Origin of the sequence: Cellulophaga lytica DSM 7489, assembly GCF_000190595.1 — a bacterium.
Lineage (GTDB): Bacteria > Bacteroidota > Bacteroidia > Flavobacteriales > Flavobacteriaceae > Cellulophaga > Cellulophaga lytica.
In genome coordinates, this window is sequence record NC_015167.1 from 3,291,245 (window position 1) to 3,317,411 (window position 26,167).

Sequence of the window (26,167 nt, forward strand, 5' to 3'; positions counted from 1 at the left end):
AAAACAAGAATTATAATTTAATAAAAACAGAGATTGATATGAAAGCAATGTTATTAAACAGTTACGGAGAGAATGCAAATTTTGAAGTTTCAGAAATAGCGAAACCAGAAGTTACCGCAAATCACGTTTTAGTAAAAATAGCGGCATCTAGTGTAAATACTATAGACACTATGATTAAAAATATGGGTAATGATTTGCCTTTGTCACCTGCAACTCCAGCATTATTGGGAATGGATTTTTCAGGTATTGTAGAAGCAGTTGGTGATGGTGTAGAAGGTTTTAATGTTGGTGATGAAGTATATGGTTGTGCAGGCGGACTTGCAGATTTACCAGGTACATTAGCAGAATACATTGTAGCAGATAGCAACCTTGTGGCTCACAAACCAAAAGGATTAACAATGCGCGAAACTGCAGCCTTACCATTAGTAGCTATTACAGCTTATGAAGGTTTAACTAGAGCAGGCGTAGAAGCAGGTCAAAAAGTATTGGTACACGGTGGTTCTGGTGGTGTAGGTCACTTAGCGGTACAATTGGCAAAATATTTTGGTGCAGAAGTTTTTGCTACTGGTACAGGAGAAAACCAAAAAGCAATTGTAGAAAAATTTGGTGCAACCTTTATTGACTTTAAAACTGAAAAGGTAGCAGATTACACAGCAAAATATACCGATGGTGGTTTTGATGTTGTTTTTGATACAGTTGGTGGTCCAAACCTAACCAATTCTATTGAAGCGGTTGCCTTAAACGGACACATTTCTACAACAGTATCATTATGTGAGTTAGATTTAACACCGTTACACTTTAAAGGAGCTACATTACACGTAGTATTTATGTTAATACCAATGTTACATAATTTTAAAAGAGACGTTCACGGAAATGTATTAGAGCGTTTAGCAGAAATTTCTAACGAAGGACACTTAACTCCAATTGTAGATGAAAACAGCTTTTCTTTAGAACAAGTTGGTGATGCTTACGCACATTTACAAAGTGGTAAAGCTATTGGTAAAATAGTAGTAGAAAACTAAAAATAATAGGGATTTGCAATGTATCCTTATGTCTGACTAATAGTGATGAATGCCTCTTTTGTAGAGGCATTTTTCATTTTTAGAAAGTTAACCTTTTTTTTTACCTAAACTTCCATTTTTGTTACCATTATATAAGAGTAAAGGCATTGTATCTTTGTTATAAGATTATGTATTTAGAAACGGGTTACAAGAGTGTTGGCTAACATATATCAATATTAAAAAAAATAAAATGAAACATATATTAATTACAGGAAGCACAGACGGTATAGGCAAATTATTAGCCTTACGTTTAGCTAAGGAAGGACATTATATTGCCATTCATGGTAGAAGTGAATCTAAATTAACATTAACCTTAAAAGAAATAAAAGAGCAAGCTAATACAGATAATGTAATTGGTTTTTTAGCAGATTTTTCGGATTTAAATGATGTGAAAAAAATGGCTAGTGAAGTTATTTTAAAAATGCCAAAGATTGATGTATTAGTGAATAATGCCGGTGTTTTAATTTCAAATGGAAAAAGCACAACTACAGACATTAGATTACTGGTAAATTATTTTGCTCCTTATGTATTAACCAATGGATTATTAGCAAATTTAAAAGCATCAGACGCACCAAGAATTGTGAATTTAAGTTCTGCTGCACAGTCTACGGTTAACATACAAGCATTAGAAGGTAAAACTAGTTTAGGTGCCAATGAAGCATATGCACAGAGTAAATTAGCGTTAACAATGTGGAGTTTTTATTTAGCAGTACAAGAGCCTTCAATTACAGTAGTAGCTGTAAATCCAGGTTCTTTATTAAATACAAAAATGGCAAAAGAAGCATACGGACAACACTGGTCTCCTGCAGATAAAGGTGTAGATATTCTTTATGATTTAAGTATGACGGATTTAGCTAAAACAGGCAAGTATTTTGATAATGATAAAGGTACATATGCATCAGCGCACTCAGATGCTTATGACACAAATAAAATTGAAAAATTAATTGAAGTTACAATATCTAATTTAGTGTAACATAGTTTATTATTGTTGTTTTTTAAAATGAGTTTTTGGTTGTTTAACGCAACTAGAAATTCATTTTTTTGTATCTTATTTTCAACTAAATTCGCAAGATGAAAAAAATATTAGTTTTGTTTTCTCACCCTAACTTTGAAAAATCTAGGGCGAACTCTATTTTAATTGAAAAAATTAAAGAAAAAGAAGGGGTTACAATACATGATTTGTATGAACGTTACCCAGATTTTAATGTAGATGTAGCTGTAGAAAAAGAACTTTTAAATTCTCATGATATAATTATTTGGCACCATCCTTTGTATTGGTATAGTTGCCCTCCTTTAATGAAACAGTGGATGGATATGGTTTTAGAATTTGGTTGGGCTTACGGTCCTAATGGTACCGCTTTGTATGGTAAAAAGTGCTTAAATGTTATAACAACAGGTGGTACAAGAGCTGTTTATTGTAAAGAAGGTACCAATAGTTTTTCTGTAAATGAGTTTTTACGTCCTTTTGAGCAAACAGCAAATTTGTGTGGTATGTATTACTATCCACCATTTACCGTTATGGGAACGCATAAAATTGAAGAAGAAGCATTACATAGTTACGCACATCAATATGATAATTTATTAGATTTACTTAAGCAAGACTTAACTTTAGAAGAAATAGGTGAATTTTCATTTTTAAACGATATACCACAATTAAATACATAGATTATGACAGGTAGTATTCTTTTTGAGGCTATTGTTTTTTTATTAGGGGCAATTATTTGTGTTTCTATAGCCAAACGCTTAGGACTAAGTTCTGTACTTGGCTATTTGTTTGCTGGTGTTTTAATAGGACCTTATGTTTTAGGTTTTATTGGAAAAGAGGGTGAAGACATATTGCACTTTGCAGAGTTTGGAGTGGTAATGATGCTTTTTTTAATTGGTTTAGAAATAGAACCCAAAAATTTCTGGAAAATGAGAAAAACCATTGTAGGTATGGGTGGCTTACAAGTAGCTGGTACAATGCTAATTTCTTATTTTTTATTTTCTCTATTGGGTTTTGATTGGAAAGTGGCGCTAACATTTTCAATGGCAGTAGCATTGTCATCTACAGCAATAGCATTACAAACAATTAAAGAAAAAGGGTTATTAAATACAACATTTGGTGCTTCATCTTTCTCTATACTACTGTTTCAGGATATTATAGTAATTTTTATGTTGGGTGCATTGCCATTGTTAGCAAATACAACTAATAAAGTGTCTGAAAATACCTCTGGACACGCTAATTTATTGCAAAATTTGCCTTTAGGTTTGCAAACACTAGCAATACTAGTTTCTGTAGTTTTAATAATTGTTACAGGTAAATATTTAATAGTACCAATGTTGCGTAAGGTTGCAAAAACAGGAGTTAGAGAACTACTTATAGCTGCTGCCTTACTTATTGTTTTTGGAATCTCATTTTTAATGGAATTAGTAGGTTTGAGTCCAGCATTGGGTGCTTTTTTAGGTGGCGTAGTTTTGTCTAACAGTGAGTTTAAACACGAGTTAGAAAGTACTTTAGAGCCCTTTAAGAATTTACTATTAGGTTTGTTTTTTATGGCTGTTGGAGCATCTATTAACTTTGTAGTTATAGCTAAAAGCCCGTTTATTGTAGGCGGTATTTTAGTGGGGGTTATAGTACTAAAATCTTTGGTACTTTATATAACAGCTACTGTATTTAAACTTAAATTAAATCAGAAATTACAACTAAGTTTTACATTATCGCAGGTAGGAGAGTTTGCGTTTGTTTTGTTATCTTTTGCTTTTTCATTACATATTTTAGAGCAAAACCAGTTAGATATTATGTTGGTAGTTACTGCCTTAACAATGACAGTAACGCCAATTATAGGTATGATTAATGAACGCGTTATATTACCACGTTTAGGAACTAAAGAGTCTATAAAAAGACCTATGGACCATATTGCCAAATCCCAGAAGATAATTTTAGTAGGTTTTGGACATTTTGGTAGTACAATTGGTCGTTTTTTGCGTACACACGGAGTAGAAGCTACAATTTTAGATCACGACTCTAATCGTGTTGATTTTTTACGTAAAATGGGTTTTGAAGTTTATTACGGTGATGCCACACGTACAGATTTGTTAGAATCTGCAGGTATTGCAGAAGCTAATATTTTAATATGTGCTATGGATAACCCAGACGTTATTAAAAAATTGGCTAAAACAGTAAAGAACAAATATCCACAGGTTAAACTTATGGTACGTGCAAAAAATAGGTATGCTGCTTATGAGTTTTTAAATATGGATATAGATCATATTTACAGAGAATCTTTAGAAACATCATTAAAATTGGCTAGTGAAGTTCTTAGTCAAATGGGTTTTAGAAAGTATACGTTACAACGACAAATACAAAACTTTATAAAGTATGATGAAGATAGCCTAAGACGATTAGCAAAAGAAACTAAAATAGGAGATGATAGCTATATTTTTAAAGCCAGAAAAGAATTAGAACAGCAAGAAAAACTGTTGGAACAAGACTTTAAAAGAGGTGTTGTTGAGTTTGATGGACATTGGGATGCAGAAAAAATTAGAATTTCATTAAATAAAAATAAAGCAATTAAAAATGCTTAATTAAATATGGCTGTTTCTGATGGGTTTTTAAAGTATGTTTTAGATCAATTAAAGTTAGATAATATTACGTCAAAGAAAATGTTTGGGGGTGTAGGACTGTATTGTAATGAACTAATGTTTTGTTTACTTTATGAAGATGTTGTAGCGCTAAAAATAGATGACACCAACATAAAAAAATATATAGACGCAGGAGAAACACCTATTAAAGTATTTAAAAACAGAACTCCTATACCATCATATTATACAGTGCCTACTTCAGTTTTAGAAAATAAAAATGTTTTTACAGTTTGGGCAAAAGAATCTTACCAAATACAATTAAATAAAAATAATATATCATAGTAAATATAAAACAGCCATTATATATGTAATGGCTGTTTAGTTTATAGTTTTTTTTGCTTAGTTACAAGAATTAATAGTGCCAACACCTTTGTTACAAATTTTAGCCGTATTATGCTTAACACGTAATATGTGGTTGCTAGGAAAACCTTGTACATTAGATGTACTTACGTTTACATTGTAGTTTCCAAGACTATTATCTCTTTTAGTATTATCTATGGTAACGCCTAAAGACGGACCGTTATACTCAAAACCAGAAGGTCCTGGTTTACACAATTTAGACCATTCTGAGCAAGGCAAATATGGTAAAAAGGCTTGCTTTAGCTTAGCTCCTGTATTTTTGTAAGTTACTTTTACATTTTTTACAGTAGAGTTTTTAAAACTTCCTGGCTTAATACCATTTACAGCTGGGTTAGAGTGGTTGTATGCTATTTCACTAAAATCATTAGCTATTCTTGCAGCCCAAGTTCTTCCATTATTTCGCCTGTATACAATTTCTACAGAACCTACACCCAAAATACCCTCTATATAGTTTTTAAAAGCTTCACTGCTAGCTCTATTTTGCTTATCAAAAATCTCTATAAAACCGTGTTCTACACGTACAGCGTAAGCACAACCAATAGCGGTAACATCATCTATGGTTACTTTTCCGTTTTCCATAAAATGAGGAGAAAACATTACTGGTGTTAAACCACTAGTGTTACTAATTTTTGTAGCAAAAATATCTCTTACACCACCTCTGTTAGCAGCTTTCATTGCCAAGTTATCTGTCTCTAAACGTAGTGTTACTCCTCCTTTACATTTAAGGTTTTTAAATAAAATATTATCTGCAGCATAAGCCTGTATTAATCCATAACCAGTATGTGCATTTGTCTGATTTATATTTTGAACTATACCTTTATGCGGCCAAGCATTACCAGGTTTCCCTGTAAAACTTACTAAAATAGATGCAAAAACTGTTTTTTCATCTTTAATAGTAATATTAGATAGTTTAAAGTTTTCTACATTTCCTAAATCAGCAACTATTAAGTTTTTAGAAGAATTACCTCTTAGATCCACAATAAACTTTCCCCCTTTACCAATAATACTTACGTTTTCTATTTTATCTCCTGTTTTGCTGGCAAAATCAAAAATTCTATGATTGCTATTAGCAGCAATGCCTCTAGTAGGATATATTGTAGCTCCATTTTCAATTTCTAAATGGACATTAGATCGCATTCTAATTTTATTTAAGTAATACTTGCCTCTAGGAATAACTAATTTTCCTCCACTAGAAGCTAAACTTGCTATTGCGTTATTTAATTTTGCACTATCATCATTAGTATCTCTGTTATTTACATTAAAATCTGTAACCAAATTTTTAACATTAGATATCACTGCATTTGTAGGTGGTGTGTAGAACCTACCATCTGAAACCCTTAACTCTGTTGGTGTTTCTAGAATTTCTGAATTTTCATTTTCTTCAACTTCCTTAGAACATCCAATAGCAAATAAAGCCATAGATGCAACGTAAAAATGTTTTAATTGTACTCTCATAGTAAAAATTTTAAATTAGTTTAAGCAATATTAAAATGTATATTCTTACTTATATAGAAGTAAATTACTGTTAATTAGCATTATTTTAACTATTAAACATTATTAATAGGTATAATAATTAAATAACATTATTTTTTTGTTGCAAAAAAAATCATTTAAGTGTTGATAATTAGGCGATTACGTTTGTGTGTGACTAATAGTTTAGGAGTTAAATTAGTTTTCTTTAAAAATAGCACTACCAATACTTTAGTATAGTTAAAACCTAATAGAACAACACATTGCTAATTATTTAGGTGTATTTCCAGAAAATTTAAGTAGAGTGGTTAGCAGTTAAAAAAGTTAAATATATCTTAATTGATATAGGTCAATGAAATTGACAATAAGCTCTTGTAAATTTGTAATTCACCATAATTATAAAAAACATATTTTATGAGTAATCAAAATTTACTAAAACCATATACTAAAAATATAGAACTTAAAAACAGAGTTGTAATGGCTCCAATGACTCGTAGTCGTGCTACAAATAAAGAAAAGGCGGCTACAGATGAGCTGCAAGGACTCTATTATGAGCAAAGAGCTTCTGCAGGGTTGCTAATTACAGAGGGTTCTCAGGTATCAAAAAAGGCTGTAGGTTATATAAATACACCAGGTATATACTCTAGCGAACAAGTAGAAGGCTGGAAAAAAGTTACCAAACGTGTGCATAATAAAGGTGGTAAAATCTTTATACAATTGTGGCACGTAGGTCGTATGTCTCATCCAGATTTTCATAACGGAGAATTACCACTAGCGCCATCTGCCATAAACCCTAATGAAAAATCTTATACAGAAGAGGGTTTTAAAGATACTGTTACGCCAAAAGCAATGACAATATCAGAAATAAAAGCAACAATACAAGATTTTAAAAATGCTGCTTCAAATGCTGTAAAAGCAGGTTTTGATGGTGTAGAAATTCATTCTTCTAACGGTTATTTGTTTCATCAGTTTTTTACAGCAACGTCTAATACCAGAACAGATGAGTACGGAGGTAGTATAGAAAATAGATCTCGTTTTTTCTTTGAAGTTTTAGATGAAATGAAACAAGTAATTCCGCAAGAAAAAATAGGCGTACGTTTTAATCCTTCTTTAAATGGGCTATTTGGTATTACTATGGATGAAGAAACTATACCTACGTTTGAATATATTATAAAAAAATTGAACGATTATAATTTAGCATATGTTCATTTATCAGAACCATTTACAGATGTGTCTAACATACCATTTGCGGTTACAGAAATAGCAAAACATTTTAGACCGTTATACAACGGAACATTAATGATTAATTCTGGCTTTGATAAAGAATCAGGGAATAAGGTAATAGAAAATGGTTATGCAGATTTGGTGGCTTATGGTAAACCATATATATCTAACCCGGATTTGGTAGAGCGTTTTAGAGATAATGTGGCACTTGCAGAGTGGGATGAAAGTACTTTTTATGTTCCAGGAGAAAAAGGATATACAGATTATGAAAGGGCAACCAAGTAATATATAAGTATGCATAAAAAAGGGATATTACTTAATTGTATTATCCCTTTTTTAGTTTTAATCGTATTGCATTAATTTTTTACTGTATATATTTTACTTTTCACAGAAGAGAGTCATTGGTTTACAGAAATTCGTTATTTCATTTGTTTCTAATTTTCATATTTGTCATATAATTTAATTTTAATACAAAGTAATAATGAAAAAAAATAATGTATTTACCATACTATTTATAGCTCAGATTTTCTTATTTATATCATGTTCTAGTGATTCTGACGATAGTATAGATACAACAGAGGAACAGCCTGAAACAGAAACTACAGCTTATGTAGAAACATATGAAGATAGTGACTTTGAAGCTATAGACTGGACAGATGCTAGACACAGTAAAAGTGCAGATCCTAATTTTGAAGAAGTATTTAGTGATACAGAAGTAAAGAGATTAGATTTAGTAATTACAGAAGAACGTTGGCAAGCAATGTTGGATGATATGACAGCTAATTACGGAGAATTTGGCACAAGTGTTAGTGCTGGTCCGGGTGCTGGTGGTCCGCCTGCAGGTAACGGATTAGTAGATACAGATGAAGACCCTATTTTTGTTCCAGGTGATGTTTATTATGAGGGTAAAGAATGGTATAGAGTGGGATTACGTTTTAAAGGAAACTCTAGCTTACAATCTACTTGGTCTAATGGAAATTTAAAACTATCATTTAAGTTAGATTTTGATGAGTTTGAAGATGAATATCCACAAATAGACAATCAGCGTTTTTATGGATTTAAAAAATTGAGTTTAAAAAACAACTACAACGACAAGTCTATGCTTAGAGAAAAAGTTGCAGCAGATGTATTTACAGCAGCAGGCGTTGTTAGCTCACACACTGCTTTTTATGCAGTATATGTAGATTACGGAGACGGACCTGTGTATTTTGGTTTATACACTATGGTAGAAGAAGTAGATGATACAGTTATAGACACACAATTTGCAGATAATGATGGTAACTTATACAAACCAGATGGTGATGGCGCAAGTTTTGCAGATGGCTCTTTTACTGAAGATGTTTTTGTAAAGAAAACAAATGAAGACGATGAAGATTATACAGATATTTTAAGCATTTTTGAAGCTTTACACGCAGAAAATAGAACTACAGATTCTGAAACTTGGAGAACTAATTTAGAATCGGTTTTTGATACAGATATGTTTTTAAAATATTTAGCTGTAAATACTGTTATACAAAACTGGGATACTTATGGTAGAATGACTCATAATTACTTCTTATACAACAATCCAGATACAGAAAAATTACAATGGATACCTTGGGACAATAATGAAGCATTACAAAATGGTAATATGCAAGGTTCTTTAGCTTTAGATTTTTCTGATGTAAACTCAACAGAATGGCCTTTAATTGGCTATTTATATGCAGATGATATTTATAAAGCTACATATAATGCTTATGTGCAAGATGTAGTAGACAATGCATTTAATACAAGTACAATGCAATCTAAATACGCTAATTATGCATCATTAATAGAACCTTATGCAACTACAGAGTTAGAAGGACATACATTTTTAAACTCTAGTGCAGATTTTTATATAGAAGTAGACGAATTAAAAAATCACGTTAGTGAACGTGCAACAGCAGTTCAAAACTATTTAAATTAGTACCTAAACAACATTAATTTTAAAAGGCCAGTTATAGTATTATAGCTGGCTTTTTTAAGGTTTTTTTGTATGTACCATTAAAAGTATACTAGTGTAAAATACAATTACAGAATTAAACAGGGCATTTACAGAAAACCAGCCCCATTACACAGATAGTACAACATTAGCATTACTAAATACCGCATCTTTGTAGTGTAAATAAGATTTTTTATAATAGTAGTTTTTTAGATTGATTGAGATTTAACTACTTGTAGTTGGTAGTTAAATTGGTTAGTAGTTGAGTTAGTTTTAAAAAACCGGTTATTTTATAAATAACCGGTTTTTTTATGTTTTAATATTTATGAGCTTGTTATATGCTAATTAAATAGTTTTTCTGAAACATTTTATCATATATATCCTTACTAAACATATACAATTGTGCAGGTTTTTTAGAAACCCCAACCTGCTTTTCATCTAAAGCAATTATATATTTTTTATTAATAAGCTTTCGTCTAAAGTTTCTATTATCAATTTCTATGCATAAAATAGACTGGTAAAGATCTTGCACCTCATTTATTGTAAATTTATCTGGCAATAGTTTAAAAATTATTGGTTCAGACAAACACTTTACTTTTAAATCTTCATAAGCTTCTAAAATAATGTTTTTATGGTCAAAACCAACTTCGGGTAAGTTGCTTACCGGAAACCATTTAGCATTGTATTTGTTCTTATTTAAATCTACATCATCTGTCTTTAATAAAAAATAATAGGCTATAGTTATGGTTCGCAAATTAAATTCTTCGTTTTTAATCCAAACAAGGTCCTTTTCATTCATTAATCTATCTGGATCACCAAAGGCTTTAAATTGTTTTTTATATTGATTTTTTAAACCAGTTAATTCCTCTAATACTCTTGTAGCCGTTTGGTCTAAAGTTTCGTTTTCATAAACGTGGTATCCTGTTAATACATAATCATCTACAAGTACTTCTTTATTTTTCTCTAAATACCTTTTAATAAGTAAAACATTTAAAGATTTGGTAATGGTGTCAAAACCAAAAACCACACAATCTACAGATATATTTAATATTTTTTTCTGTTCCATATTATAAATCAATCTAGAGGTGTAAAGTATATTATTTAAGCTAATATACCTATTTTTTAATAATAAACGTAATAATTACGCTTAGATAATTTTCTAATTCTATTATGAATTTGATAATTTAAAGGTAAAATAATACACATAAGTGTTAAATTACTATATTTTTATTGCTATTTATTAGGTTTTTATGTTTTGTTTTATTTACATTTGAAAAATAAACGTAAAAATGACGTTTATAATTTAATGCAGTAAATATGTTACTAGTTATGAAAAATTGTAAGCTATTCTCTTTTAAAAATATTGGTATTTATATGGGTTTATCAATACTTTTTGGAGTAAATTTAAGTCAAGCTCAAAATGATAGTTTAGTTAGTTACAAACCATTTAGCGTTAGTGCTCATGTAAAAAATATGCATATATGGCACGGGTTTGTTGTACATTCTGGAGCTGTATTAGCAACAAGTTTAGAGTTTAACTCAAAAAATGAAAAATTTACTTTTGGTTTTTGGGGCGGAGGTAGTTTTGCCACTACAGATGTAACAAATAAAAATACGGGAGAAAATGTAAGTGCTTATTATAAAGAGTTGTCTATTTATACTAAATACCGCTTTTCAGACAAGTTTTTTATAGAAGCTGTTACGCATAACAATTACACAGGAGTAGAAGAAAGAGGAGACAAATTAAGTTATTGGAGTTATGACAAAACTCAAGGTTACAACTTTGTAGACCTAAACTTTGGGTATAATGTTACACCAAATACGCTACTATACTTAGCTACAATTATTAATGGTGGTGCAGGAGATTATGAAATTTTAAATGATGGTAGTTTAAAAAACTCTTGGACACATTATTTTGAAATTAATAGTAAAGTATGGCAAGATAAAAATTCAAGTTTATCTGTTTTTGCTGGTGGGGCTTGGTCTTTTATTACAGATAAAACTTTTTATACAGAAAGTAGTGGTAATATTATAAATGTTGGTACAACTTATAATAAAAACGTAGATATAAAAGGGTATAAGTTGCCTGTAGATGTAACTTTAATGTGGAATCCTGAAGCAGAAAAAGCTGTATTGCAATTAGATATAACCTTATTTTAATAACAACTAAAAAACTTAAACTATGAAAACTATTAACTTTAAAATAGCATTTAATAAGCTATGTGTACCATTACTGGTATTTACTTTGCTTTTAAATATGGTTAGTTGTGCAGAGGAAATTAAAACTAATAAACCAACTAATGGTGATGAAGAAGAAACCGGACAATTTTTTAAAAGTGCAATAGATTTAACAGGTAAAAAAATTGGCTACTGCACACCGTCATTAAATGCTCCTTATTACCAAGCTTTACTACAAAGTATAAAATCTACTACAGAAAAAAACGGAATGGAGTTTATTTCTGCAGATGGTCAAGATGATATAAACAAGCAAGTTGCCGCAGTAGAAGATTTAATTACAAAAGGTGTAGATGTTTTGCTTTTAAACCCAAAAGATCCGGATGCCTTAGTAGGTGTAACTAAATTGGCTAAAGCTTCAGGTATACCTGTGTTTATTATTGATAGCTCTATAAACCCTGCTGCAGAGTTTGTAACAACTATACAGTCTAATAACCTAGCAAATGGTGAGTTGGCAGGTGAATGGTTGGTAAAAAAGATGGGGAAAACTAAAATGAATATTGCCTTATTAAGTGGCAATGCTGGTAACCCTGTTGGTAAAAAACGTAAACAAGGCTTATTGCAAGGTATTACAGAAGAACAATTAAGAACCCAAGGTAAAATAGATTTAAATGTGAAAACCCAAGCTTATACAGACTGGTCTTACGCAGGCGGACTAAAAGCTATGGAGGATATTTTAGTAGCTCACCCAGATATTAATGTAGTAATTACAGAGTCTGATGTTTGTGTACTTGGCGCTATAAAAGCTATTGCACAAGCGGGCAAAACAGATGATATTTTAATTGTAGCTGGTGCAGACGGACAAAAAGAGGCTATAAAGTACATAATGGACACAGATTTTTATGGTTGTACAGCAATGAACAGTCCTGTGCAAATAGGTATTAACTCTGTAAAATATGCAATTGAGTATTTAAATGGAAAAAGAGACTTTGATAAAACATCTTTTACAGCTCCATTATTAATTACTAAAGAGAATGCTGCAAAGTATTACAATCCTAAAGCAATATTTTAATATGGAAAGTTCTACTAACAAGTATCGTTTAGAAATGTCTGGAATCTCTAAAAGTTTTGGAAATGTTTCTGTACTAAAAGATGTAAATATAAAAGTAAAGCACGGAGAAATTCACGCTTTATTAGGTGAAAACGGGGCTGGAAAATCTACCTTAATAAAAATACTTAGTGGTGTGCACCAAAAAGATACAGGTAAGGTGGTTTTAGATGGTGAAGAAATTAAACCAAAAAATACACATGATGGTCAGGTTTTAGGTATAAATGTAGTGTACCAAGAGTTGTCTTTGGTGCAAGATTTGTCTGTTGCAGAAAACATTTATCTGCATAAACTTGGCACTACTAAGTTTTGGATGAATTGGAAAGAATTAACCAATAATGCACAAGAATTATTAGACTCTTTAGATTTTGAAATTAACGCATCTGCAAGAGTTAGAGACTTAAGTATAGTACAAAAACAAGTAGTAGAAATAGCAAAAGCCATATCTGAAGACACTAAAGTTTTGGTGCTAGATGAGCCAACAACAGTTTTTGATCCTACAGACATAAAAAAATTATTTAGTAACCTATTTAAATTAAAAGAAAAAGGGATTTCTATTATTTATATATCTCATCATTTAGATGAAATTTTTAAAATAGCAGATACCATTACTGTGTTAAGAGATGGTGTAGATACAGGCAGTATGTCTACTTTAGACACAGACAAAGACAGTGTTATTCATTTAATGATTGGTCGTGAGTTAAAAGATTTATACCCTAAAAAAGATAATCTAGTAGGAGAAATTCCTGTTTTTGAAGTTAAAAATTTAACAGCAAAAGATACTATGGTTTATGATGTATCTTTTTCTGTAAAACCAGGAGAAATACTAGGTATTGCAGGTTTGGGAGGTAGTGGAAGAACAGAAACTGCTAAACTTATTTTTGGTGCAGATAAAAAAAAATCGGGCACATTACTTTTAGAAGGAAAGGAAATTAAAACAAATTCTCCTGTAGATGCAGCTGCACACCAAATAGGTTTTGTATCTGAAGACAGAAAAGAGGAAGGTGTGTTTTTGCCATTATCTATTAGGCGTAATATAAGCGTTACCAGCTTTAAATCTATCTCTAGTAAATTAGGTTTTATAAATATAGATAGTGAATATAAAAAGGTATTGGGTTTAATTAAAAAGTTAAATATAAAAACTCCAAACTCAGAGGTTAATGTAAAAAACCTAAGTGGAGGAAATCAGCAAAAAGTAGCATTAGCCAAATGGCTAAGTATAGATAGTAAAGTAATTTTTATAGATGAGCCAACAAGAGGTGTAGATGTTGGTGCTAAAATTGAAATTTATAAGCTTATAAATGAAGTTGCTAAAAAAGGAGTAGGTGTTGTAGTAATATCTTCTGATATGCCAGAAATTATGGGGATTACAGACCGTATTTTGGTAATGCACCAAGGAACAATTTATGGTGAGCTACAAAAGCATCAATTTTCTGAAGAAAACATTTTACGTTACTCCATAGGAGAACCATTAAAACAAACTAATTAATAATATAAAACCAACATTATGGCTATCACATTAAAAGAACAATTAAGCAGTCCAGGTGGTGTTCTTAAGTTTTTAGTAAAATATAATACAGTATTTATTTTTTTATTATTAGTGCTATTTTCTGCACTAATTTCAGATGTGTTTTTTACATCGGTAAACTTGTCTAACTTATTAAAACAAGTATCTGGAATAGGAATTATAAGCATTGGTATGCTTATCGTAATTTTAACTGGTGGTATAGACTTGTCTGTAGGCTCTATGGTAGCGTTATTGGCAGTAACATTTGCTATTTTGGTAAATATATTTGCTTTGCCATTGGCAATTTTAATGACACTTGCCATTGGTTTTGGCTTAGGTAGTATTTCGGGTTATTTAGTTGCTTATCAAAAAATGGCTCCCTTTGTTGCTACATTGGCATTAATGACTATTGCACGTGGTTTAGGTTTTATTTACTCTAAGGGTTCTCCTGTAACTTTTAAGACCTACGGCGGATTATACATGTCTAATTTTGCAAACAACTCTACCTTAGGTATTCCTAACATTGCAATTGTATTTTTTATTATAGTTGGTATTACTATGGTTATGCTTAGGTACAATGTTTTTGGTAGGTTAATAATAGCTATTGGTAGTAATGAAGAAGCCTCTAGACTATCTGGTATTAAGGTAAATAAGTATAAATTTTTAGTATATGCTATTTCTGGTACATTGGCAGCAACAGCGGCTATAATTGTAGCTTCAAGAACAAATTTAGGTTCTCCTAATATGGGAATGTCTTGGGAGTTAGATGCCATTGCTGCTGTGGTAATTGGTGGTGCCAGTTTAAATGGTGGTAAAGGAACTGCCATTAATACTTTAATGGGTGTGCTAATTTTAGGACTTATAGGTAATATTTTAAACTTATTAAATGTACCGTCATATCCACAACAAGTGGTTAAAGGTGGTATCATCATATTTGCTGTATTGTTACAAAGGTTTGAGCGTAAATAAAAAAGATTCATCAATGGAAAATTTAAAATTAAATAACAGTAATCTTTCTAAAATATCAGAAAGAGTTTTGGTTCCTAATTACAATAGGTTAGATATTAAAACAGGTATTGTGCACGTTGGTATTGGTGGTTTTCACAGGGCTCACCAAGCTTATTACACAGATTTGCTTTTGCAAAACAATAAAAATAAAGATTGGGGAATTTGTGGTGTTGCTCTATTAGATTTTGACACTAAAATTTACAACACCTTAAAGGAACAAGATGGCTTGTATACATTAATAATTAAAGAATTAGACGGCACACATACCAAACAAGTTATAGGATCTATAGTAGAGTATTTATTTGCGCCAGAAGACCCAGTAAAGGTGATAGAAAAAATGGCACATCCTGATGTAAAAATTATTACACTTACCATTACAGAAGGTGGTTATAACTACAATGAAGCTACTAGGGGTTTTGACTTTGGTAATACGCTAATTAAACACGATTTAGAATTTCCTAATAATCCTAAAACCATATACGGTTACTTAACACAAGCCCTTAAATTAAGAAAAGAAAGGGGGTTAAAAGGTTGCACCATACAGTCTTGTGATAATATACAAGAAAACGGACATATGATTAAAAATATGCTACTTAGTTATGTAAAAAAGGCGCAACCAAGCTTAACTAACTGGATTATAGAAAATGTATCTTTTCCTAATGCAATGGTAGACCGTATAACGCCAGCTACATCCTCAGAAGATATTACAAGTTTAAAAAATACATCTGGTATTTTAGATGCTTGGCCAGTAGTTTGTGAGCCATTTAAGCAATGGGTTATAGAAGATAACTTTGCACAAGGTAGACCAGATTGGGGAAATGTAGGAGCACAATTTGTTACTGATGTTGTCCCTTATGAAAAAATGAAATTAAGTTTGTTAAATGCAGGACATTCTGTAATTGGTATTTTAGGTGCTTTACTAGGTTACCAAACCATAGACCAAGCAGTACATAACAAAAACATTAGTACATTTTTACATTTATATATGAATGTAGAAGTTACACCAATACTAGGTAATTTAGAAGGTTTAGACTTAGATTTATATAAGAAAACTCTATTAGAGAGGTTTGGAAACAAAAATATAAAGGATCAAATAGAACGAATTTGTTCTGAGAGCTCTGCTAAATTTCCAATATTTATTTTGCCAACGGTTAAGGCACAATTAAAAAATAATGGTTCTGTAGATTTAGCTGCTTTTATAGTAGCTGCTTGGGCAATATATAGTTTAGGAAAAGATGAAAACGGAGTGCCATTAGTTATAAAAGATGCTAATAAATTGTTGTTAGATGTAAAAGCTACAGCAGCTGTAACCAACCCAGAAGCATTTTTAGAATTAGAAACAATTTTTGGAGAATTAAAAAATTCTACAAAGTTTAAAGAGGCATATATAAAAGCATACAATAACATTACTAATAATGGAGTAGAGCAATGTTTAAGAGAAATAAATAGTAATAGTTTAAGTCATATTTAAATGAAAAAAATTGTATGTTTTGGAGAAGTTCTTTGGGATATTTTTCCTACTCATAAAAAAATTGGAGGCGCACCTTTAAATGTAGCATTAAGGTTAAACTCTTTAACTAATAATGTGTCAATTATTAGCAAAATTGGTGATGATGAAAACGGTGAGTTAATCAAAAAATATATTGATGAACAAGGTGTAAACACCAATAACCTTCAGGTAGATGATGCTTTGCAGACAGGAGAAGTAAAGGTTATGCTTAACTCTAAAGGTTCTGCTACATATGACATACAGTTTCCTAGAGCTTGGGATAATATATCACTAACAACCAACACAAAGGAAATTGTTAAAAGTTCTGATGCTTTTATATACGGTAGTTTAGTTGCTAGAGATACAACTTCTAGAGATACATTGTATAGTTTATTAAAGCTGGCCAAGTTTAAAATTTTTGATGTAAACTTAAGGAGTCCTTATTATACAATTGAAGTTTTAAATTATTTAATGAAAGAGGCTAGTTTTATTAAATTTAATGACGATGAAATTTTTGAGATAGGAAATGCATTACACTCTAAAACACACTCATTAGAACAGAATATTAAGTTTATTGCAGAGCATACCCAAACCAACTCTATATGTGTTACTAAAGGTCGTCATGGAGCAATTTTATATTATAATAATACCTTTTATTACAATAGTGGTTACCAAATAGATGTTGTAGATACAGTAGGAGCAGGTGATTCTTTTTTAGCTACACTAATTAATAAATTATTAAAAGAGAATAATCCACAAAATGCAATAGACTGTGCTTGTGCTGTAGGTGCTTTGGTTGCTGGTAGTGAAGGCGCTAACCCTACAATTAAAACAGAGGATATTGAAAAATTTATACATCCAGATTAAAATATATACCCATTAAAATGGTACTACAGAGGCTATGTAACACCACATAGTCTCTTTTTTTTATTCATTTTTATAAAATTAGATTATATATACTATTTTTTTACATAAATTAGTAAACGTTTACTAAAACGTTGGTTTTAATCTATATATTTAAATGAAAAGTAAAATAAAAAGTACAGCAATTTCATTATTTAATGCCAATGGTATTGCAAACGTATCTATGAAGCAAGTTGCAGATTGTTTAAAAATTAGTGCAGGAAATTTAAGCTATCACTATAAAAACAAAGCAATATTATTAGCTGTTATTTATACAGATATGTATGAAGAAACTTTAGATTATATACTTCCTGAAAACAGCTATATCACATTATTTCATTTTGAAGAAATGATGCTTAAGTTTGATGATTTACAACAACGTTACTGTTTCTTTTTTAATGACATAGTACATATAATAAAAACCTACCCAGAAATTGCTAAAAAGTATGAAGCATCTAACCTTATTAGGTTTAAAGACGCTAGAAAACTTATAGATTATTACATAGAAACAGACCGTATTATACCAGAAAATGATAGTATAGATTACAATAAAACTATTTATAATATTTGGATGACAAGTACATTTTGGCAATCACAAAAACTAGCAATACACACAGCTAGTTACACAATTAATAAATGTGGGTCTATAGAAATGCTGTGGAGTATTTTATTGCCATACCTAACAACAAAAGGCCTAGAAGAATACCAGCAGCTTAGAAAATTTGTAAAATTACCAACCAACTAAATATACAACTATGAGAAAAATTGATATGCTATTGGCAGAATACGCAGTAAGTCATCAAACAAAACTAAATATAGCTATACACTACATTTGTGTGCCGCTTATTTTTTTTAGTTTAATTGGTTTATTAGCCAGTATACCTATCCCAAACGTTATTACAAATGCATTACCAGTTTTTTTAGTGCCTTATGCTCATTTAGGCACACTTGTTATAATTTTTGGCTTATTGTATTACCTTAAACTATCTAAAGCTTTGTTTGTAGGAATGTTATTTTTTTCTGCCTTAGTTTTATTAACCATAAATTTTGTGTCCTTATTTGTTGCTGTACCTTTATGGTTAAGTATGCTACTAATTTTTGTTGTTGCTTGGATAGGGCAATTTATAGGGCATAACCACGAGGGTAAAAAGCCATCTTTTTTAAAAGATTTACAGTTTTTAATGATTGGTCCGGCTTGGACAATGAGTCATTTGTTTGATGCTTTAGATATTAAGTTTTAATATGTAATAACTACTACTATTAAGTGTTGTTAAAGCATATTAATAACACTTAGTAGTTTAGATTTACTTAAAAATAAGTTGTACTCTGTATCTATTTCTTTAAGCTGAGTCTCTATTAATTTTACTTCTCTGTAATTTACTAAAAATAGGGAGCCTTCACCTAAGTTAAACTTTCGTTCTTCTGTATACACTAGTTTTTTATAATCTTTAACCAAGTCTTTAATAATAGTATGTTGGTTGTTGTAAGATTCTATTTGTTGTAAACCACTTTCTATTTTGTTACTAAGGTTAACCTTAGTTGCCATAATATCAAAATCTATATCTTTTAATTTTACCTTGGTTAATTTTAAATCTGCTCTTTCTTTTCTTAAAAATAAAGGAAAACTAACTGCTAATCCTGTTTTATAGTTTGATGTATTAAAACTATCTAAATTTTTATAATCTGAACTTAAAAAATTGTATTGCAAATCTATTTTAGGCAACAAATTATTGGTTTTGTACCTTTTATCTATCGTTAAAATGTTTTTCTTAATCTGTAACTCTTTTAATTTAGGGTGATTTTCTACCAATTCTTCAGTAGTATTAAGTAATGAGCTATTTAAAACAGTATTTATGCTATTAATTGTTGTTGTATCTGGAGTAATAGCATCTGTAATTTCTAATGGTAAATTATTCTGTAGCCACAAAAAGTTAGATACTTCTAATTTAGATTTTATGTATCCTATTCTTGCTTTTTCAATGTCTAGCAATCTATTTTTATAATTAATACTAGCTTCTAGCGTATCTACCGCAGGTTTATCACCCGCAAAAAAGCTCTTTTTTACATTTAACAATCTAACTTCTGCATTTTTTAAATATGCAGAATATACAAGTTTAGCCTTGTAGTTTTTTAACCAATTAAAATAAGCCTCTGTGGCATCAAACAAAAAGTCGTTTACAACTAATTTTTGCTTGGCAGCAGCTTGTTGGGTGTATAATTTAGCTTGTTTTAATGTTGCCATTCTTTTATTAGTAAGCAACCCTTTAGCTAAAGAAACAGAAACTCCAGCACTGTATAAACCGTCTTCTGGCGTATTATATTCGGGGTTTAAATAGGTACCTTCGTTATTTTCATAGTTTGCTTTTAGTTCTACGCCATACCATGTAGGAATTTTAAAAGCAGCATTTAATTTATCATAATATGTAGTTCCTTTAAATTCTTTATTGCTAAAATCTACTTCTAATTTAGGATCAAAAGCACCTCTAGATTTTAATAGTTTTGCTTCACTCTCTGTAGTTATTAAACGTGCTTGTTTTACTATAGGATGGTATTTTTTTACATAACCTAAGTATTCTTCTAAGCTTAATATGCTATCTGTTTCTTGGGCTTGTGACGTAAAGCACAGTATAGAAAAAAATAGAATTATATATTTATTCATTCGTTTATTTTTTATCAGAAGTTGATGTTTTAGGAGTGTAATAATTTGGAGGGAAACTGTTTATTTGTCTCCAAATTTCAAACCAAATAGGGACATTTTCTAATAGTGCAATTGTTTTGGCACCAGAACCAACACGTATAGCCTCTGGCCAAGGAGCATCTTCTGCATTTGGCTTTAATAACACTCTATATTTTCCATTTGTACTTATAAAGTTTTCTATTGCTACTATTTTTGCTCCGTAGGTACCGTATGATACGTTTGGCCAACCACTAAATACAATTGCTGGCCAACCATCAAACTGTACACGTACATCTTCACCAATATGTATTAAAGGCAAATCTATTGGGCTAACATACATTTCTACAGCCAAATCATAATTAGCAGGCATAATATGCACCAAAGGCTCTCCTTCTTTAAAAGTTTCTCCTAAACCAGCCTTAATTGTTTTATTAATATAACCAGCTTGCGGAGCTGTAATGTATAACAAACTACTTCTTTTTTTGTAATTAGCTAAACTGGTTTCTAGTTTAGATACTTGTGCTTCAGTGTCTAAACCACTAGATTCTGCAGTATATAAACTACTTTGTGCTTTTGCTATTTTATCTGCATAAGTGGCCCTTAATGTAGCAATAGCAAGTTTACTATTTACCAAGTCTTGCTTAGTACTTAGTAACTTGTTTTGTTGTGAGGTTAGCTTAGCATTAACTTCTTGCAATTTAGATTGCTTTTCTTCTACATCCTTTACAGCTTTTATACCTTCTGCCTGTAAAGCAATTGCACGCTGGTATTGAGTATTTGCAATATCTGCCTTAATTTTAATAGCTTCTAAATCTATACTGTCACTAGTTACTTTTAAAGCCGTTTGCGCTACTTTGTTTTTAGCTTGCTCTAGTTTTAAAACACGTTCTTGCTCTAGGGCTTTAATTTGGTTTTTTAAAGCATCAGTTTTGTTTTTGTAAGCTACAACAGAAGAAGCCTTAGCAGTTAACTGGTCATTAGTTCTTTGTGCAAGGTTTTCATCAAAATAATCACTTTTAACTTCAGATATACGTAAAATAGTATCTCCCTTTTTCACAAAATTACCTTCTTGTACATACCATTGTTCTACACGACCTGGAATCTGAGATTGCAGTGTTTGTGGTCTTTGGTTAGGCTTAAGCGTAGTAACATTACCTTGACTTGTGATATTTTGTGTCCACGGTAAAAACAAAATTAGCAACAAAAAGATACTAAAAAATTTAAGAAAATTTTTAAAACCTTTGTGATACTCTTTATTAAATATTTCTTTTCCAGACCTATAGTTAGATAAGTCTATATTTTTAGCTACTTGATTTTCAGATATATTTAGCATAGCTTATGATTTAGAAGAGATTATAACACCATTTTTTAATGTTATTTTCTTATTACATTTCTTTTCCCAACTTTTATTATTACTAACAATTATTAAACTCCAAGGGTGCGTTTTTAGCGATAAATAATCTATAATTTGGTTTGCTTCTTGTTCTTCAAATAAATCTAATGGATTTTCTAAAATTAGTACCTTGGGTTGTTTAACTATAGCTCTAGCTAAAACCAATTTTTTAGTTGTTGTATAGGCAATTTGTTTGCCTTCTGGAATTAATATTGTATTTAAACCTAGAGTTTGTTGCTTTAAAAAATCTATTAGTCCTAAGTGCTGAAAGGTTGTGTATATAGCTTCATCACTAATTTCTTCGTTTCCAAAGGTTACATTTTCCCTAATACTACCTTCAAAAGTAGTTTCTTCAAATAAAGACATTCCTAAGTTTGCTCTGTAGTTGTTTATAAGTAAACCGCTAATAGCCAAATCGTTCACGTGCAAATAGCCACTTGTAGGTAACACAAGACCAGCCATTAATTGTAATAAAGTAGACTTTCCAGATCCACTTTCACCAGTAACTAAAACTCTATCTTTAGGATTAACAGTAAAAGATATGTCTTTTAAAATTGTTTTATTTCTTTCCCCTACGGTATATGATATGTTATTTAATTCTAAGGTAAAATCATCCTTTTCATTAATAATTTCACCTGTTTGTGGTTCCAAAGGTTTGTCTACAATTTGACCAAGTTTTTCAATAGAAGTTAAAACATCGTAAAAAGACTCTAAGCCTAATATCAATTTTTCAACAGAATTAATAACAAGTAAAATTATAATTTCAGCAGCAACAAACTGACCAATATTCATACGTTGGTCTAGTACTAAAAAACCTCCAATAGATAGTAAGCCAGCTGTAACTATAACTTTGAACCCTATCATTTGTAAAAATTGCACCTTTAAAATAGAAAAGTGACTTTCTCTAGATTTTAAATAGTTATCTACTAGGTAATCTGTTTTTTCTAGAGCTAATGATGTTTTTCCGGATAGTTTAAAACTAATTACAGATCTAGAAATTTCTTGTAACCAGTGGGCAACTCTGTACTTATTTTTAGATTCATTTAAACTAGTGTCTAAACCTTTTTGAGAAGTGTATTTAAAAACAACATACGCTAAAAGAACCAACAATATTCCAAATAGAATAAAGAACGGATGATAAAAGGAAAGTAAAATTAAAGCAAAAATTATTTGTAAAAGGGCAGAGGGAACATCTATTAAAATTTTAGATAATCCTTTTTGTATTGTTAGGGTATCAAAAAACCTATTTGCCAATTCAGGAAAATGCAAATTTCTTAATTCTACCATTTTTATTTTAGGAAAACGATAGCTTAACTCAAACGAGGCACGTGTAAAAATTCGTTGTTGTATGGTTTCTATAATTCTTATTTGCATTAGTTTTAAAACACCAGAAAAGGCAACTCCTATAGTAACTAAAACAATTAAAACTACCCAAGAAGCAGATACTTGGGCGCCTTGTAGTAAATTTATAATGGTTTGTATACCAATAGGTAAACTAAGGGCTACTATACCTTCAAAAACAGCATAATAACCAATTTGTAATATATCTTTACGCTCTAACTGCAATAGCCCTAAAAATCGTTTCCAAGGTGTTAAAGTTTTATTTGGCATTTGTTAGTGTTTTAAAAGTTAAGTCTGTATAAAAATCTGTTGGTGTAATTTTGCTATTACAGTTGGTAATAGACTTAAAATGTAGCTTTAAAAAATGCTGGTGTAACGCACCTTCTACCAAACTACTAGCAAAACTTAAAGCGTAGTTGTAATTAGGGTTATAAGCTGCTATTATTTCTGCTATACGTTGTACAGTACGTTTATAAGGCATAAAAAAACCTTCTTTATTATCTTGGTCTACACCTTTGGTGTAATATGCTTTAGAGTTTTCATTAATAATAATGGTATATAACAACTCTTCGTTAATATGACTATACTTATTATCTTGCTCAGTAGTTTTGGTAACCACCTCTATTGCTTTTTTTAATTTTTCTTTAGTATTGCTAATGCTGTACGTTTCTATAACCAATTGGTACTCTATCCAACCCCAGTACCAAGCAGTTAAATACATCAATAGTTTATGTTTACTCTCAAAATATCTATATATAGAACTTTCATTAGAACCAATATTTTTACCTAGTTTTTTAAATGTAAAATCTTCAAAACCAATTTCTTCTAAAAGCGTAATACTGTGTTCAATAATTTTTTTCCCTAGTGTAGATGATTCCGGGTCTTTTAAATAGATTCCTTCAGGTATTTCTATTTTAATATTTGATAGTAATTTTTTCATAACTAAAACTATTATATGCAAATATAATAGTAATACTATTAAAAAAGAAACGCGTTCTATTAACGTATTAATATTTAATAGGTTAAAATTAACTAAAACACTAATAAAATAAGGTCTTTGGCAAGTTAATTAAATATGTGTTAAATGTTATTAATGTTTATTTTAAAACAAAAAATTAAAGGTTTGTATCAGTTTTTAATACAAATTATACTAGCAATACAACACCTTACATATACTTAAAACACCTAAAAGTTAAGGTTTCACAGAAAACCTAAGGGTGTTTACAGAAAGTTACTTTTTTACATAGTTACTATACATAGATTTGAAATAAAAATAGAAATTAATATAGAACAGGACTATGAAACTAAAATTAACAACAGTACTTTTTTTAATCTGCACCGCACTTATAGCTCAGAATAAAGAAACGTTTACAGGTAGTGAAGATAATGTAGAATATAAAGCCATTTTTGATGGGCAAAATGTTTATTTAACATTGCGCACGGAGTTTAAAGAGACTATGCAATCTATGTTGCACCGAGGTTACACCATTTATTTTGATATAAAAGGGAAGAAAAAGAAAAATGTAAGTATACAGTATCCGTTAAAAGCAGAACGTCCAGAAAAAGGAGCTAGACCAGAAAGAGGTGAGCGTAGAGAAAATAGAGAGAATAGCGAGCAAAAAGGACCAGATATTGCAAAAATGATAGAAAACTTGCCTAAAAAAGCAAATTACTCCTATTTTGATTCTTCTGAAGATTTTAATTTAGATATGAATAATTTGGGTATTGTAATGAATTACAGCTATTCTGAAAATGAAGAAGAAGGTCCTGTTTTAGAATATCATTTAAAAATACCAGCATCTAAAATATCCACAGAAACTGGCAATCTCTCTAAGCTGTCTATTGGAATTGTATCTACCAAACAAGAACAAAAAAACAGTCAACAAAAGCCTAATATTAGTATGGGTGGCAGACAAGGTGGTGGTGGCCAAGGCGGACGTTCTGGTGGTGGCAGATCTGGTGGTGCAGGAAGAGGAAGTGGCGGAGGAAGACCACCACAAGCAAACACAGATTCACAAGTAGAGAAAATAGATTTTTGGTTTAAACTATATCCAAAAAAGAAAAAATAAAGAAGAAACACTAACCATAAATAATTTTTTAGTTTGTTTTCTTTAAGCCGGTTACGTTGTTGTAATCGGTTTTTTAATTTAAGAAGTAATTAACTATAAAAGCTAAGTTTTTTTAGATGCTTGTTTAAACTTTTAACAAAAACCAGTGTCTTATATGTAAAGAAAGTATAATCTTAAAATGTATTAGTTATGAAAACATTAATAAAAAAATACATCATACCTGTAACACTTTTAGTTGCAATAACAGCTCAGGCTACTGCACAAAGAAAACGTACAGCAAATGAGAAAACGGTAGTAAAAACTACAACCACAAGAACAACAGTAAGCAAAAGAGTACCAAGTACAAAAGTTACTTATAAAACTCCTAAAAAGAAAGTTGTATCTGTAAGAACAATTCCTAACAGAACCGTTATAAAACACAGAGGTACTAATTATTACTATGCTAATAATAAGTTTTATACACAGTCTAGAGGTAGGTATATTGTAATTGCTCCAAAAGTAGGGTTTAGAATACATGTATTACCACCAAACTATAAAAGAGTACGTTTTAAAAACCATAATTATTACACTGCACAAGGTATTTTTTATGTTCAGGTAAATAATGAATATGAGGTTGTAGAACCTGAGGTAGGTACTGTTGTATATGAGCTACCAAGTGATTATGAGAAAGTTAATTTAGACGGACAAACCTATTATGAGTATGCCAATGTACTATATGAAAAAGTACAGGTAAATGGTACTAGAGCTTATGAAGTAGTTGGTATTATAGATATGGATTAACGTAAGTAACTACTGCAT

General features: G+C 30.5%; 23 protein-coding genes. 17 read left to right on the forward strand and 6 right to left on the reverse strand.

Annotated elements, in window-relative coordinates:
- The first annotated feature begins 38 nt into the window (after positions 1-38).
- The 5 genes from CELLY_RS14435 to CELLY_RS14455 all read left to right on the forward strand — a co-directional run bounded on the left by CELLY_RS14435 (position 39) and on the right by CELLY_RS14455 (position 4,967).
- Positions 39-1,022 carry a zinc-dependent alcohol dehydrogenase family protein gene (locus tag CELLY_RS14435; protein WP_013622432.1) on the forward strand — a complete coding sequence of 328 codons (984 nt, stop codon included), beginning with the start codon at positions 39-41 and terminating at the stop codon, positions 1,020-1,022.
- 229 nt (positions 1,023-1,251) lie between these two features.
- On the forward strand, positions 1,252-2,034 hold the full coding sequence (locus tag CELLY_RS14440) for an SDR family NAD(P)-dependent oxidoreductase (protein WP_013622433.1): 783 nt from the start codon (positions 1,252-1,254) through the stop codon (positions 2,032-2,034).
- Positions 2,035-2,132: 98 nt separating this feature from the next.
- Entirely contained in the window at positions 2,133-2,726 is a 594-nt protein-coding gene (kefF, locus tag CELLY_RS14445) for a glutathione-regulated potassium-efflux system oxidoreductase KefF (protein WP_013622434.1), read from the forward strand.
- A gap of 3 nt (positions 2,727-2,729) precedes the next feature.
- Complete coding sequence (locus CELLY_RS14450) at positions 2,730-4,628, forward strand: monovalent cation:proton antiporter-2 (CPA2) family protein (protein ID WP_013622435.1); 1,899 nt, start codon at positions 2,730-2,732, stop codon at positions 4,626-4,628.
- A 6-nt stretch (positions 4,629-4,634) separates the two neighbouring features.
- Positions 4,635-4,967 carry a TfoX/Sxy family protein gene (locus CELLY_RS14455; RefSeq protein WP_013622436.1) on the forward strand — a complete coding sequence of 111 codons (333 nt, stop codon included), beginning with the start codon at positions 4,635-4,637 and terminating at the stop codon, positions 4,965-4,967.
- A gap of 57 nt (positions 4,968-5,024) precedes the next feature.
- Here CELLY_RS14455 and CELLY_RS14460 read toward each other — a convergent pair whose 3' ends face one another.
- On the reverse strand, positions 5,025-6,500 hold the full coding sequence (locus tag CELLY_RS14460; RefSeq protein ID WP_013622437.1) for a glycoside hydrolase family protein: 1,476 nt from the start codon (positions 6,498-6,500) through the stop codon (positions 5,025-5,027).
- 429 nt (positions 6,501-6,929) lie between these two features.
- Between CELLY_RS14460 and CELLY_RS14465 the strand changes: the two genes are divergently transcribed.
- The gene (locus tag CELLY_RS14465) at positions 6,930-8,024 is read left to right on the forward strand and encodes an alkene reductase (protein ID WP_013622438.1); all 1,095 of its coding nucleotides are present in this window, start codon (positions 6,930-6,932) and stop codon (positions 8,022-8,024) included.
- 196 nt (positions 8,025-8,220) lie between these two features.
- A complete protein-coding gene (locus CELLY_RS14470; protein ID WP_013622439.1) occupies positions 8,221-9,684 on the forward strand; it encodes a CotH kinase family protein in 1,464 nt (487 codons plus the stop codon).
- 349 nt (positions 9,685-10,033) lie between these two features.
- On the opposite strand, the gene CELLY_RS14475 is transcribed toward CELLY_RS14470, so the two are convergent.
- Complete coding sequence (locus CELLY_RS14475) at positions 10,034-10,765, reverse strand: NUDIX hydrolase (RefSeq protein WP_013622440.1); 732 nt, start codon at positions 10,763-10,765, stop codon at positions 10,034-10,036.
- 263 nt (positions 10,766-11,028) lie between these two features.
- On the opposite strand from CELLY_RS14475, the gene CELLY_RS14480 reads away from it, so the two are divergent.
- From CELLY_RS14480 to CELLY_RS14515, 8 genes are all read left to right on the forward strand, one after another.
- Positions 11,029-11,859 (forward strand): hypothetical protein, encoded by an 831-nt coding sequence (locus CELLY_RS14480; protein ID WP_174258351.1) that lies wholly within the window; start codon positions 11,029-11,031, stop codon positions 11,857-11,859.
- A 22-nt stretch (positions 11,860-11,881) separates the two neighbouring features.
- Complete coding sequence (locus CELLY_RS14485; protein WP_013622442.1) at positions 11,882-12,946, forward strand: substrate-binding domain-containing protein; 1,065 nt, start codon at positions 11,882-11,884, stop codon at positions 12,944-12,946.
- A gap of 1 nt (position 12,947) precedes the next feature.
- On the forward strand, positions 12,948-14,471 hold the full coding sequence (locus CELLY_RS14490; RefSeq protein ID WP_013622443.1) for a sugar ABC transporter ATP-binding protein: 1,524 nt from the start codon (positions 12,948-12,950) through the stop codon (positions 14,469-14,471).
- Positions 14,472-14,489: 18 nt separating this feature from the next.
- Entirely contained in the window at positions 14,490-15,458 is a 969-nt protein-coding gene (locus tag CELLY_RS14495; RefSeq protein WP_013622444.1) for an ABC transporter permease, read from the forward strand.
- A gap of 13 nt (positions 15,459-15,471) precedes the next feature.
- Positions 15,472-16,968, forward strand: coding sequence for a mannitol dehydrogenase family protein (locus CELLY_RS14500; RefSeq protein ID WP_013622445.1), 1,497 nt, complete (start codon positions 15,472-15,474; stop codon positions 16,966-16,968).
- Positions 16,969-17,853: a carbohydrate kinase family protein gene (locus CELLY_RS14505; protein WP_013622446.1), complete on the forward strand. Its 885-nt coding sequence runs from the start codon at positions 16,969-16,971 to the stop codon at positions 17,851-17,853.
- A gap of 154 nt (positions 17,854-18,007) precedes the next feature.
- Positions 18,008-18,634, forward strand: coding sequence for a TetR/AcrR family transcriptional regulator (locus tag CELLY_RS14510; protein ID WP_013622447.1), 627 nt, complete (start codon positions 18,008-18,010; stop codon positions 18,632-18,634).
- Between the two features lie 10 nt (positions 18,635-18,644).
- A complete protein-coding gene (locus CELLY_RS14515; RefSeq protein WP_038506755.1) occupies positions 18,645-19,130 on the forward strand; it encodes an Mpo1 family 2-hydroxy fatty acid dioxygenase in 486 nt (161 codons plus the stop codon).
- A gap of 29 nt (positions 19,131-19,159) precedes the next feature.
- Here the strand turns inward: CELLY_RS14515 and CELLY_RS14520 are convergent, their stop codons facing one another.
- The 4 genes from CELLY_RS14520 to CELLY_RS14535 are packed head-to-tail and all read right to left on the reverse strand — an operon-like array spanning position 19,160 to position 24,240.
- Positions 19,160-20,548, reverse strand: coding sequence for a TolC family protein (locus CELLY_RS14520; protein ID WP_013622449.1), 1,389 nt, complete (start codon positions 20,546-20,548; stop codon positions 19,160-19,162).
- 4 nt (positions 20,549-20,552) lie between these two features.
- The gene (locus tag CELLY_RS14525; RefSeq protein ID WP_013622450.1) at positions 20,553-21,899 is read right to left on the reverse strand and encodes an HlyD family secretion protein; all 1,347 of its coding nucleotides are present in this window, start codon (positions 21,897-21,899) and stop codon (positions 20,553-20,555) included.
- 3 nt (positions 21,900-21,902) lie between these two features.
- Positions 21,903-23,570 (reverse strand): peptidase domain-containing ABC transporter, encoded by a 1,668-nt coding sequence (locus tag CELLY_RS14530; protein WP_013622451.1) that lies wholly within the window; start codon positions 23,568-23,570, stop codon positions 21,903-21,905.
- Complete coding sequence (locus CELLY_RS14535; RefSeq protein WP_013622452.1) at positions 23,560-24,240, reverse strand: TetR/AcrR family transcriptional regulator; 681 nt, start codon at positions 24,238-24,240, stop codon at positions 23,560-23,562. Before CELLY_RS14535 ends, CELLY_RS14530 begins: the two co-directional genes overlap by 11 nt.
- 358 nt (positions 24,241-24,598) lie before the next feature.
- On the opposite strand from CELLY_RS14535, the gene CELLY_RS17150 reads away from it, so the two are divergent.
- A complete protein-coding gene (locus tag CELLY_RS17150; protein WP_013622453.1) occupies positions 24,599-25,369 on the forward strand; it encodes a hypothetical protein in 771 nt (256 codons plus the stop codon).
- A gap of 189 nt (positions 25,370-25,558) precedes the next feature.
- Complete coding sequence (locus CELLY_RS14545; RefSeq protein ID WP_013622454.1) at positions 25,559-26,149, forward strand: DUF6515 family protein; 591 nt, start codon at positions 25,559-25,561, stop codon at positions 26,147-26,149.
- Positions 26,150-26,167 lie beyond the last annotated feature (18 nt).